The 13,439-nt window shown below is 37.2% G+C and carries 8 protein-coding genes and 1 pseudogene; 5 read left to right on the top strand and 4 right to left on the bottom strand.

Annotated features, from left to right (window positions below; translation table 11 throughout):
• Nucleotides 1-576: 576 nt before the first annotated feature.
• Complete coding sequence (locus VL525_RS18685) at nt 577-1,461, bottom strand: hypothetical protein (protein WP_325388549.1); 885 nt, start codon at nt 1,459-1,461, stop codon at nt 577-579.
• 738 nt (nt 1,462-2,199) lie between these two features.
• Here VL525_RS18685 and VL525_RS18680 point away from each other — a divergent pair.
• The 4 genes from VL525_RS18680 to VL525_RS18665 all read left to right on the top strand — a co-directional run bounded on the left by VL525_RS18680 (nt 2,200) and on the right by VL525_RS18665 (nt 10,240).
• Complete coding sequence (locus tag VL525_RS18680; RefSeq protein WP_325388548.1) at nt 2,200-5,733, top strand: chemotaxis protein CheB; 3,534 nt, start codon at nt 2,200-2,202, stop codon at nt 5,731-5,733.
• Nucleotides 5,734-5,743: 10 nt separating this feature from the next.
• On the top strand, nt 5,744-6,187 hold the full coding sequence (locus tag VL525_RS18675) for a response regulator (RefSeq protein ID WP_325388547.1): 444 nt from the start codon (nt 5,744-5,746) through the stop codon (nt 6,185-6,187).
• Nucleotides 6,188-6,661: 474 nt separating this feature from the next.
• Nucleotides 6,662-9,919, top strand: a complete 3,258-nt coding sequence (locus VL525_RS18670; RefSeq protein WP_325388546.1) for a CheR family methyltransferase — start codon at nt 6,662-6,664, stop codon at nt 9,917-9,919.
• On the top strand, nt 9,920-10,240 hold the full coding sequence (locus VL525_RS18665) for a hypothetical protein (RefSeq protein ID WP_325388545.1): 321 nt from the start codon (nt 9,920-9,922) through the stop codon (nt 10,238-10,240).
• A gap of 324 nt (nt 10,241-10,564) precedes the next feature.
• On the opposite strand, the gene VL525_RS18660 is transcribed toward VL525_RS18665, so the two are convergent.
• On the bottom strand, nt 10,565-12,007 hold the full coding sequence (locus VL525_RS18660) for a HEPN domain-containing protein (RefSeq protein WP_325388544.1): 1,443 nt from the start codon (nt 12,005-12,007) through the stop codon (nt 10,565-10,567).
• A gap of 139 nt (nt 12,008-12,146) precedes the next feature.
• Between VL525_RS18660 and VL525_RS18655 the strand changes: the two genes are divergently transcribed.
• Nucleotides 12,147-12,545: a helix-turn-helix transcriptional regulator gene (locus VL525_RS18655; protein WP_325388543.1), complete on the top strand. Its 399-nt coding sequence runs from the start codon at nt 12,147-12,149 to the stop codon at nt 12,543-12,545.
• Between the two features lie 143 nt (nt 12,546-12,688).
• Here VL525_RS18655 and VL525_RS18650 read toward each other — a convergent pair whose 3' ends face one another.
• Both VL525_RS18650 and VL525_RS18645 read right to left on the bottom strand, forming a co-directional pair.
• Nucleotides 12,689-13,213, bottom strand: a complete 525-nt coding sequence (locus VL525_RS18650; RefSeq protein WP_325388542.1) for a hypothetical protein — start codon at nt 13,211-13,213, stop codon at nt 12,689-12,691.
• Nucleotides 13,210-13,439: pseudogene (locus tag VL525_RS18645) on the bottom strand (hypothetical protein); the annotation flags it as partial. The gene VL525_RS18650 and the pseudogene VL525_RS18645, both read right to left, overlap by 4 nt.

The raw sequence follows: 13,439 nt of genomic DNA, 5'->3' as shown, positions 1-13,439 counted from the left end.
TCCGTTGTTGCTATTTTATTGAATGGTGTTAATAAAAGTAAACGGAGAGGCGGCGTTTTCGGGCGCGGAATTGCCGATTGTTGACTGTAAATATAAGCAATATATTTTATATATACTAATATATTTAGTAAAAGCAATGGCGTGCAGGGTTAACGCGTTATTTTATTAACTAATTGATATTAAGTATTTTATGTTAAAAAAGGGTAAAAATGTGTTAACCATGTTAACCATAAAGGAGGGGGGAGGGGGATTAACTTCCCGCTCGTTCAAGCGTTTACGCCTGAGCCAAAACAATGAAACCCGGCCAAAGGCTGGGTTTCATTGTTTTGTGGAGCCGGAGGGAGTTTTCGCACCCGCCGTCCAGGCACGGCCAGCTCAAGAGAAAGTTCGAACCCTCTTAGCGGGCTCTCAAAAACACAAGTTCAATTTAATGTGGAGCCGGAGGGACTGAGTTAGAACCCAATCCCACTCTATTAGCCTTAAACGACAATTTCGTGTTGCAAATTAAATATTTGCTTGACGCGGTTGAGGTGATGGAAAAATCAGCAAATGAAGTCACTATGGATAATTAATATTTTATTCAGGTTTTGCATTAAATAAATGTTCCATCGCTAACCTTTCCGCAAATTCGCCAAGTTCCTTTTCTGGTTTAATTGAATTGAATTTATTTTTGACCTGATCGGCTTTGTTTTGATGTATTATTTTACAGTTAGGAAAATCGTATTCGTCAAAGTAGTCCCCAAGGTCATTTAAAAGCTTTTCCCGTGAAACTAAAATAGTGTCCTTAACAGTTCGGAAAAGTCTCTTGTATTGTCTGACCAATAAAATATAATCCGTGGTTGGCAAAACGATAGGAATGTGTTCAGTCCAGGTAGTTAACGTAATTGGTTCATTATTTTGTTTGATTTTAAAAAAGAAGATCTTTGGAACAAAATAACCATTCCCAAGTTTTTGTTGCAATTTATGCCGGTTTAAGTTGTATTCCCAAACTTTGATACATTCGCTTTCACTCAAGTAGCAAGTTTGTACTTCGTTAAAATGATCTTTGCTTGCCCATAAGTTTGTCTTATTCCAAATATCAAATTGCTCTTGCTTATTTGGTTTGTAAGGATTTTCAGAGTCAGATTGGGGATTTAAAACGAAGAGATTTAAATCTTCACAAAATTGCTCTACAAACATGAAAGCTTCCTTTCCGAAAAAACTTGGCCTCATGAAATTTATGTTGAATGAAAAATTTGTATCATCGAAATCATCAATAGGCTCAATATCTTCTTTAAATTGATAATCGTTATCGGGTTCGTTATAGTCGAATGAAAAATACACCTCTGTGTCTTTGTTTTCAAAAAACCATTGCGTTCCGTTTTCATTTACAGGTACTAAATTATTTGACAAATATTGAGAAATTGTAACAGTTGAAACTTCTTTGCCTTTTTGTTTATAGAAAAATAAATCGTAACTCATATAGGTTCATGCAAGATTTATGATGATACAAATATAATTTTATGTGTAGTTTATAAACAAAAAACCGTAAGCCAAACATACGTTCAACTTACGGTAAGTGATTTTCGTGGAGCCGGAGGGATTTGTATGGTTCCCAAAAATGGCCTGGTATTCAATATGTTATGTGGGCCTTAATTCTTACTCACCGAATTACTCACCACTTTTTTGACATAGATTAATTGCAAATCCTATGTTATAAAGATACAAAATATAGAAATATCTATCAATGATTTTCTGAGATTTAACAATGGGCTTATGCGAACGCTTGTTATTTATCGTGATGGAATGTTTATTCATAATTTCGATATACTAGCTTAAGCGTCTTGTTTTTATGGTCAATTAATAGGTTAAGTATTCTTCTTAAACAAATAACTTTAAAATCACCGCAACAGCACTCGATTTGAATTTGACTATCGACTATTTTTAATAAAGGTCTTTGATTATGTTGCGGGCAAGTCGTCGTTTCAATCACAGACTTTGCATGAGCGTTTAAATCCATGAACTTGCGTAATGATGTTTAGATACAACTATTCAGATAAAAAATAGTTTTGTCTCAACTGATAGTATTACTTCACTTATATAGTAAATACCCGGTAAAACATCAATAAAATGCTCATTTTCAAAAATATAGTTGTAATTTTGGTTTCACTTCCTCCAAGAATTTTAAAAAATTCTAATTCTGCTCTTTTAATTCCTGCCATGTTGAAAGTTGATCCCCACCATATTATTGCGATCGGCGCCTCTGCGGGCGGCATGGAAGAGATCAATTCTTTTTTTGACCATACGCCTTTAGATGGTGTATCCTATATTATTGTGCAACATTTGTCTTCCGATTTTAAGAGCAGGATGGTTGAATTACTGGCCAAGCACAGTAAACTTGTTGTTGAACAAGCCGAAGACGGTATCACAGTTCAATGTAACCAGGTGTATCTTATCCCAAGTGATAAGTTCATGACCATTCAGGACAATAAGTTGTATTTAACAGACAAGGAAAAAACTAAAAGCCCACATTTAACGATCAATACCTTCTTTAATTCATTGGCAGAAGATTACGGCAAAAAGGCCATTGGCATTATTCTATCGGGTTTGGGTTCGGATGGCACTGAAGGCATTAAGTCAATTAAGCAGGCTGGTGGCATGGTAATGGTCCGTGATCCTGAAACTTCTGAGTTTGGTAGCATGCCTTCCCATGCTATCGCTACCGGCTTGGTAGATTTTATCATGGAACCTATGGCAATGCCCGATGCAATAGAAGATTATATAAAAAACGAAGGAAATTTAACCATTGATCAGGCGGATGATGAAAAGAACCTCGCGGCAATTATTGACCTGATCAAAGAAGGATCACCGCTTGATTTTACAGATTATAAATTACCCACGATATTACGAAGGACCAAAAGAAGGGCTTCCTTTGGGAATTTTACAACGCTGGAAAATTATCTTGACTTTTTGAAAGTTACTCCGAAAGAGGTAGAGGCACTTGCCAAAGAATTTCTGATCAGTGTTACTTCATTTTTCAGGGACAAAGAAGCGTTTGATTTTATAAAAAGCAACGTTATTCCCGATATTCTCGAAAAGTTAACCCCCGTTGAGGAGCTGAAAGTTTGGGTAGCTGGCTGTGCGACAGGTGAAGAAGCGTATTCCATAGCCATATTGATAGCCGAGCAGTTAACAGGGAGATTAGCAGATACGGTAGTAAAGATTTTTGCTACTGATATTGATAGCGGTGCTTTAGTACACGCAGGCAAGGCCGTTTATAATAAGAGCATTTCAAAAAATGTACCCGCTGACCTATTGGAAAAGTATTTCTTAAAAGAGGGGGACAATTACAGGGTAAAGCCGGTCATACGAAAGATGCTGATCTTTGCACAGCATGACTTGGTGAAAAACCCGCCCTACTGTAATATGCACCTGATCAGTTGTCGTAACCTACTGATTTATATGGCCCCTGTTTTACAAAAGAAAATATTTGCCATGTTGCTCTTCGGGCTTAAAAAAGGCGGCTATTTATTTTTAGGTTCCAGTGAAAATCCGATGCCCATTATAAAAAACCTGGAGGTAGCACATAAAAAATGGAAAATATATAAGAATCTGGAAACAAAAAGGGCTGTAAGTTTTGATGCCTTTTCGATGCCCGAATTTTTGGATAACAAACGCAAGCCATCGCGCTTTTCGCAGGAAGAAGTATCTAAAAATACAAAATATTCATTGACCGAAGCAATGCACGAAAATCTGGCTAAAAAATTGGATTACTTAGCAGTTTGTGTTGATGAAAATAATCAGGTGGTAAAATCTTATGGTGATACCACCAAGTATTTACTTCATAAACACTTCAATTCAAACCTGTCAGAGCTGCTACCAAAACCGCTTGCGGTGGCTTTTAATACCTTGAGCAAAAAGGCTTTAAAAACAAAAGAAAACGTTGTTCTAAACGGAATAAAAATCAAGCAGGGGCGCGTTATTTTTAAGGTAAGCCTGTCAGTAAGCCCTTTGGTATTTAAAGGTGAAGAGAATTTATTATTGGTAACTTTCAGTGAAGATAAATCAATTACGGCCTTGCAAAAAGATATCGTATATGATGAAAAAATATACCTTGATCAATACGTTGTTAATCTTGAAGAGGAATTAAAGGAATCAAAAGACAAGCTTCATTTCTCCAATGAAAAGCTGGATGCCTCCAATGAAAATTTACAATCTTTCAATGAGGAACTGATTTCAGCTAATGAAGAAATGCAAAGTACTAATGAGGAAATGCAATCAGTAAACGAAGAGCTCCATACCATTAACGCTGACTACCAGCTAAAAAATAAAGAGCTACTGGAAATTAATGATGACTTGAATAACTATTTCAGAAGTAATATAAACGGCCAGTTATTTATTGATAATGAATTGCGATTAATGAAATTCTCGCCGGGTACGGTAAAACAGATCAACTTATTGGAAACGGATATCGGCAGGCCCCTCAGCAACATTTCTACTAATATCAAATTTGAAACTATTATTGAGGACGTTAAAAAAGTACTTGCCGAAGGATGCGTTATCACCAAAGAAATTGAAACCAATAACGGCAAATGGTACCAGATCATGACCATGCCTTATGTGCAGCAGGCAGATCATAAAAATACCGGCGCCATAATTACCTTTAATGACATCAGCGAATTAAAAAAAATACAACAGGAATTAAATATCAGCAATAAAATGCTGAGTATAGCCATGGACTCGGCCGCAATGGGCATGTGGTCTATAGACCTCCAAACCCGTGAATTTGTTCCATCCCAACGGCTAAAGGAAATATTTGGATTTCATCCTGATGAACAAATGACCTATGAAGCGGCTATTGCACAAATTGATAGTAAATATCAAGCTTTAATGACCGATGCTGTCGAAGCTAATATCAGCCAGGGTATCAAATGTGATGTGGAATTTCCACTGCGGGGATTTCACGACGGAAAACTTCGCTGGGTAAGAGCCAATGGAGACCTTTCCAAAGATTTGGAAGATAAGCCAACTTATTTTACAGGCGTGGTACATGATATTACGATGCATAAGCAGGATGAGATCCGGAAAAATGACTTTATTGCAATGGTCAGCCATGAATTGAAAACGCCGCTAACATCACTCCAGGGATATATACAGCTATTAACTTCCAGGGCAAAAAAAGAAGAAAACACTTTTAATGTGATTAAATTGGATAAGGCGCATACCCAGGTAAAGAAAATGACCGCCATGATCAACGGTTTTTTAAATGTTTCAAGCTTTGAGGCGGGAAAGATTTATTTGAATGAGCAGACATTCGAGTTGAATACCTTATTGGATGAAATAGTGGAAGAAGTTATGTTGATAACCGCAAGCCACAATATTGTGGTACTGTCATGCCCACCGGTATCTGTTAAAGCAGATAGGGATAAGATTGGCCAGGTGATCAACAACTTTCTAAGTAATTCGGTAAAGTATTCACCGAAAGGTAAAAATATCGAAGTTTCCTGCAAAGAGGTAAACGGCAACATACAGGTAAGTGTAAAAGATGAAGGCATTGGTATAAAGCCGGAAGATCAGGCAAAGTTATTTGATCGATACTACCGGATAGAAAGTGTCTTTACCCAGGCTATTTCCGGTTTTGGTCTCGGCCTTTACTTGTCTGCCGAAATTATCCAGCGGCATAATGGTAAAGTATGGGTGGAGAGTGAAATGGGTAAAGGCTCAACATTTTACTTTAGCTTGCCCTTACCTTAATCGGATTCATTTGCAGCTGTTTAATACTATTGGCACAGTTTTGGCCGCAAAAATAACATCTTATAAGCCGGAAACTGCCATTGATTTTATGAACAAAAAAATACTAATTCTTGACGACGATCCTGACATTTTGGAAATCCTTTCTTTGCTCTTAACAGATAATGGTTATGAGGTACGTACGTTATCATGCGGTGAAACTGTATTTGATGACATAAAAGACTTTGAGCCTGACCTGGTATTAATGGATGTAATTCTCGCTGGTTTGGATGGCCGCTCAATCTGCAAAGAAATAAAAGAAAATCATTTGACCTGTTTTCTGCCCGTTATTCTGATTTCCGGGACCCATGACCTCGCGGAATCGTTGCACTTACCCGGCGCACCAAATGATTTTGTAGCAAAACCTTTTGATATAGACCATTTGCTTGCAAGAATAGCAAAACAGTTGGCAGCCTGATTAATTATGTATGTTTTGTCGCATATTGTGAACACAAATAAATTTTAACTGCTAAATTATTTTAATGAACAGCATATTCCATTTTCACAATGTAAGCAACGAAATGCGTGAGACGGTTAAAAAAAGTCAAGCGCAAGCCAAGGAAAATTTCTGAACGCCTGTTTAGCCTTTACTTGTTAATCAAACAATCCCAAATAAAACTTATCGCCTGATAGAACGCTTTGCAGCATTCTATTTTTTGTAGTTATCGATTAGCAGCGATACCTTAAGGTTATCAACTCATTGTCAATTTAAGCAATGCTAATTATTCTGAATAATTAGCAGCATTGATGTAACTGCAATTTAATCAAAAATTAATAACAAAACCCGATAAACTATGTTATTTAAACTTAACGCCTGCTCTCTATAACTATTTAGTCAGTAAGTCTCTAAAACTAATAGTTAATAAAATCATTCCAATATCGATTACTGATTATGAAAAAAAAGATTGACAATAAGCAATACATTATTGCTATTGGCGCATCAGCCGGCGGGTTAGAAGCAATATCCGCATTTTTTGATTACACTCCGCTTGACGCGGTATCATATATCCTGATTCAGCACCTGGCTTATGATTATAAGAGCATGATGGCTCAAATACTTGCCCGCCACAGTAAACTGGAGGTGATGGAGGTTAGTGACAATATGAAAATAGAATCGAATAAGGTATATCTTATTCCCAGTGCTAATTTTATGACCATTAAAAATGGCACCCTTTTCTTATCTGATAAAAAGGATAAACAAAAACCTTATATGACCATTGATCACTTCTTTACCTCATTGGCGAAAGACAGGGGGAATAAGGCAATTGGCGTAATATTATCAGGCACAGGAAACGATGGATCAAAAGGTATTGCAGCGATCAAGGAATTGGGAGGCGTTGTAATTATACAAGACCCAGATAGTGCTAATTACAGCGAAATGCCAATGGCAGCTATTGCCACGGGTTATGCTGACAGAGTCCTTTCTCCTGAGGCCATGCCCAAAGTAATTGAAGATTACGTTAATGATGGAGTTCTTGAATTACTGATTGATGATAAAGATCATGAAATCAACGAGGAGAAATTGACGGATATGATTGGTTTAATTAAGGCAAACCTTCCACTGGATTTCAGTGACTATAAAAGACCCACCATTCTACGCAGAATTAAAAGACGAATGGTTCAGCATAATTTTAGCCGGGTTGAAAAATATTACGAGTTTCTAAAAAGTAACCCTAAAGAGATAGAAGCGCTGGCAAAAGACTTTTTAATTAGTGTCACTTCATTTTTTAGAGACCCGGACGCATTTAAGATCATCGAAAAAAAAGTAATCCCCGATATTATAAATCATAAAATTAAAGGTGAAATATTAAAAATATGGGTTGCTGGTTGTGCAACCGGTGAAGAAGCATATTCCCTGGCAATTTTTATAAGGGAATACCTCAATAAAGTTAAAAAAGACATAGAAGTTAAAATATTTGCGACCGATATCAACAAAGCCGCTTTGGATATAGCGTCTAAAGGCATCTACGATGATAAGATAGAAAAAATGGTATCCAAAGAGCGGCTACGGCACTTTTTCACCCAAAATGGGGCTTCTTATAAAGTGAAGCCTGAAGTTAGGAAAATGCTCGTTTTTGCACAACATGATTTAGCAAAAAATCCACCCTATTGTAATGTCGACCTGATAAGTTGCCGCAATGTGTTGATTTACATGAATGCTGCTTTGCAGAAGAAAGTATTAGCTATGCTGCACTTTGGATTAAAAAAAGATGGTTACCTATTCCTTGGTCCGAGTGAGAGCTTAGTTATTTTGAAATCTGATTTTAGCGAGATTAACAATAAATGGAATATTTTAAAAAGTAATAAAATTGGACGTACTTTAAAGTTTGAAACCTTCTCCTCAAGCGTAATTGATGGGATAAAGACAACAACTATTGAAATAAATAAAAAACCCATAGCCCCTGTTTCACAAATAGCAATAGCTGAAAAAATGAACTTTATTGCTTTGGAGGAATCCGGCTTAAGGGGAATTTGTACAGATGAAAACTTAATGGTTATTCAAACTTTCGGTGACCCTTCGATTTATCTCAAGGATGAAATGTTTAATTTCAATCTTAATGAGCTGATGCCTGACAACATAGCAATTACGTTTAAAGCCGCAGTTCATAAAGCATTCCAACTCAATCAAAAGGTCACTCTGAACAACCTTAATTTTGTCAATAAAAATAGTTCTTCGACAAAGACGGTCAATTTGGTAATATGCCCTTTTCACACGGGTCAGCCAAATGAGAAATTATTACTGATATTATTTAAAGAAAAAAAGAGTAAAGCGAAGAATGAAAATCTGATCAAGGACTCTGATATTGATCAGCTTACAAGGGAGCATGTTATCATTCTTGAAAAGGAACTTGCCGAATCGAAACATAAACTGGAATTAGCTTATGAACTAATAGATACGTCCAATGAAAATATGCAATCTTTCAATGAGGAATTGTTATCTGCTAATGAAGAAATGCAGAGTGCTAACGAAGAACTGCAATCGGTAAATGAAGAATTGCAAACTATTAATAAGGAGCACCTTGTCACCAATGGCGAATTAACGGAATCTAACGATGATTTGAACAACTATTTCCGCAGCAATGTCAATGGACAGTTATTCGTCGATCATGACCTGTTACTCAGAAAATATTCACCTGGGGCGGTCAAGCATATTAATGTCCTGGAAAGTGACATTGGCCGACCGCTGAGCAACATTACCACTAATATAAAATTTGAAAGCCTGATAGAAGATATCAAACAAGTGATTCTTAACGGGGAAACGGTAACCAAGGAGGCAGAGTCGTCAGAAGGACGCACTTATCAGGTAATGACCATGCCCTATATTAAAAAAAGTAATAAACAAATAGATGGGGCAATCATCAGTTTTTATGATATAACCGAATTGAAAGAGCTATTAAAGGAGCTCGATGTCAGTAATAAGAATTTGGATATCAGCAACAAAAGCCTGGATGAGCGCAATAAAAGTTTGCTTAGGATTAATGAGGATCTTAATAATTTTGTTTTTGGTGCATCACATGACCTTAAAGCACCCATACTGAATATAGAAATGATGTTAACGATGCTTAATGATAAAATGGATAATAAAGACCCGGAAGTAATGAAATTATCTGCAATGATGAATAAATCCGTTATTAATTTTAAATCGATTATTAATGACCTGGGCAAGGTGGGTAGCATAGAATCAGAGCAGATCGACGATAATCAAAACGAAAACTTCTCGGTCCTTTTTAATGAAATAAGAGAAACCATATCAGAAAAAGTAAGGATGGCGAGCGCTACCTTTACGACAGATTTCCGCGAAAAGGAGGTGCGGTTTGCTAAGAAGAATTTGAGAAGCATTATGTTGAACTTAATCACTAACTCGATTAAATTCCATTCTTCTGAACGGAAACCTGAAATCATGATTAAAACTGAAAAGTCAGATATTTATACTTTATTAACAGTGACCGATAATGGCATCGGGATCAGTAAAGATAAAATCAATTATGTTTTTGATATGTACCAGCGATTTAATAACGATAAAGAGGGCTCTGGAATTGGTCTTTATTTAATAAAAAAAATAGTTAATGCATCAGGTGGTAAAATAGAGGTGGAAAGCGAAGTTGGAAAAGGCAGTTCCTTTAAAATCTTTTTTAAGAACTCAAAGTAGGTGATTATTAAACGCTCCGGCGTTCCCAATGATTTTGTAGCAAAATCTTTTGATATTGATTATTTGGTTGCAAGAATAGAAAAACCATTGGCTGCTTTATTAATCATTTACGATTATTGCTTATCAGCAAAACAAATAAGATACAACCCCATCAATATTTTTATTGAACACACCATTCCATTTTCACCAGTTGAGCAACCAAAAGCGCGTAGCCGGGTAAATAGTCAAGGCCGGGCCACCGCTAAAAAACAAAATAAAATGGCCCGCTCTGCATGGCCTTTACTTTTTACCCGGCGGTGGCTATCTTCGCTGTACTGGTGAATGAGGAATGTTATTATTAAGTGGGCGGCCAAAAGCAAATCTGTTATGAGCGCAGCGAATTTCAGTTTTGCTGTGGGGCGTTGAGGCTGACGGCGCAATGAAACCCGGCGCGAAAGCGCGAGGTGCAATGAAGCCGCCTGCCGTAGCTGCATGGTTCCAACGGTTGTACGTGTCGTTTTGCTTTTCAGCAGCAAAGTCGGACGATTAAAATCAACCGCCCGACATGCTACTTTTGGGTTCTTAGCGGTACCATCTTTACGGTCTATAGCTTTCAGAAGCAAGGCAAGGCGAACGAATGCCCGCCTGCCAATACTGCTGAGGCTGTCAACACTTAATATCTTGTATATATTGCTTGTAAATTCTTTCTGCGACCTTATTAAATTTTGTTACCTGCTTCGATAGTACTCTTACTGAATCTCCATCAGGATCAAATGAACTGTTATATCGTGATTGTGAATAGGCGTTTTGCAACAATTGATATAATTGTGCCCCCTCGGTGGTATTAAGCTCCAAAACCTCTTTTAATTCATCGGTAAACAACAAGGTAAGTCTTAGCAACCTTGATAAATTATGCATCTGTACCCGGTAGCCTATAACGGCTTGAATAATAGCTTTAAGAACGCTTTCAACGGATTGGTGCAAAAGAAATGCTGCAAGCCTGAAATTATTATCTGCTCTATATAATTCTGCGCCTCTTAAAAACTCGTTACCCTGTTTTCCCCACCTTTCCCAATTGAATTTAGCCCTTTCTAATAATATCTCCTTAGTTATTTCCTGATGCTCCGGTAATAATAATTCGAGGGACTGATATAAAATATATCCCTTATCCATAACAGTCGACCAAAAGCGCCTACCGATATTTAAGGCTTCTTTTGCGCTGTTTGCCTTATGAACTATGGCATGTACATGAGCAAGGTACTGGCAATTGTCCTCAATCTTATTGCTGATTTCATGCTCGGGCGTTTTTTCATCATCGCTTATCAGGATAAGCAGGTAGAATGTAAACGGCTTGGGATGTGTTCCTAAATGAATAATCATTTGAACCTGCGGACAACGTTTTACAATCAGATTTTTAACTTCTTCCAGTGCCAGCTTTTCGGCTGCCGTTGGTTGGGGGTTTATGGTTCTTAGCGCAATTGGTTCGGTGGATGTTTCTGTTAAGCTACTTTCAATATTACTTCGCTTTAGCTGTGGGCGACCGCCCTCCCGTTGGCAGATTAGCCATGCTGCCGAATACAGCTTAATTAAGTTTTCATAAACAGTGATAACCTCACCTGCATATAAAGCCTCGACATCTGCATTATTGTAAAGTGCTACGTGTGACCACTCATGAAGCTGATCCCTATATTCCTGCGGCTTAATTTTCTTAAAGACTTTCTTAACTGCCTTATAGGGTTCAAGCTGTTCTTTCAGGGAAAGGTTTTTAGGGTAGTATTCCCATTGTTCCTTTTCTTCTTCCAATTGCTCCTCCGTAAGCTGTTTCCGCTGGTAAGAGAAGTTCTTGTAATTGACTAATAGCAGATACATAGCTTCCAAAATCCTCAAATTAAGGTCGTATATAAAAAGCAATGTGCCGGGGCCATGTCGTTTTTCATCGTAATGCTCGTCATTAACTACATAATAACGCCATTCCTTTAATCGCTTGCCGTGGCCTTTTACTGAATCAGCACTAAAAAAATCGACTACTACAGACATTGGATTTTCGACTTCGTAATGGCGAAGTGTTTTAGGATAATGTTCCCAGGGGGCATAAGTTCCATTGTACATAATACTTTGTTTACACCGGCCTCCATTAACCGGCAAAACAAAAGAATAGCGTAACATCGCCGTACCGAACCATAAGCGATTGTACTTTACAATAAAGCTGTTGTTTTGTACATTTACATTTTAACAATACATTTGACTTATGGCAGAACCAACCTTACATATCGGTAGAAAAATCAGCAAAATTAGAGAACTGCGCGGCATGAAGCAAGAAACCCTGGCTGCTGAATTAGGTATAAGCCAACAAGCTGTTTCTAAAATCGAACAGAGTGCAGATGTTGATGGCGAAGCCTTAGAAAAGATCTCTAAGATTTTGGGTGTACCTGCAGACGCTATCAAAAACTTTAATGATGATGCTGTTTTGAATATAATCTCAAATACTTTTACCAGTCAAGATACTTCGACGTTAAACGCTATTAATTTCCAACCATCGTTTAATCCAATTGATAAAATTGTCGAATTGTATAATGAAAAGATAGTTTTACTTGAACGTCTATTACAGGCTGAAAAAGAAAAGAACGATCTGCTAAAAGGAAAATAACAAGAAATAACCCCAAAAAATATTAAATTGCCACCATCTAAAAGGACAAATTCTTTTGTCCAATTGTGATAAGGTTTAGGTTAAAGTCCCCTAACAGCGAGTGAAAGGGGACTTTATTTTTTAACAATTAATTATATCAGGGTTTATTTATCTGCTGTTTTAGTATAAGCTGTATCCATAGCTGATAAAGTTCTCCTTTTCGCTATCTGCTTTAAATAAATCCAAGCCCTTTGATAATGGGCTGATTGTTGACTTTGTTTATGTTGACTGTAGGCATCAATTGCTTTCCCACCTAAAGAATATAAGTAAGTAATAGCGACTAAACATAAACCGCAGGGAATAAGCCTGCCAAATACAATTTTGTAATATTGTCCCTGATTAGTTTCGGGAAACAAAATAATTCGCAATTGCTTAACAGCTGACTTTGGTGCCTTATCCAACTTCTCGTTAAGGGTTTTAAGCAAAATCAATTGCTGATCTGCTCTATCATTTTGTTTGAATCCCTTTACCTCCCGAATTATGGTATCCATCGCCACTGAATAATCTGGAATATGGATTTCAGAGATTTTAGCCATCTGCTTTTCCATTTCTACACTATTTTTTACGAGGTTATCTACGATTTCCTCACTGCTGTCCATTCTGTTATTTAATTCATCTATCTCTTTCATCTTGATATTCCTCTGCTTTGTTCATGTTCATTTTTCTTTTTCCTTTTACGCTCCGGTGTATCGTCTTCCTCCGGCATATTCGCAAGTAAACCGCCTAACAGGCCAGTTCCCGCCGATAAGGCTTGTTTCAAATAATGTGTTTCCGGTTGGGGCTTTAAATAAGTGGTTTGTTCCGGCTTTTGACTATTGCTTTTTTCCTGTTCGGCGTTTCTCATTACTTCCCTTA

It is taken from the genome of Mucilaginibacter sp., from assembly GCF_035492695.1.
In the GTDB taxonomy this organism is placed as follows: domain Bacteria; phylum Bacteroidota; class Bacteroidia; order Sphingobacteriales; family Sphingobacteriaceae; genus Mucilaginibacter.
The sequence above is the reverse complement of the archived record's forward strand: the minus strand, read 5'-3'. Positions and strand labels throughout refer to the sequence as shown.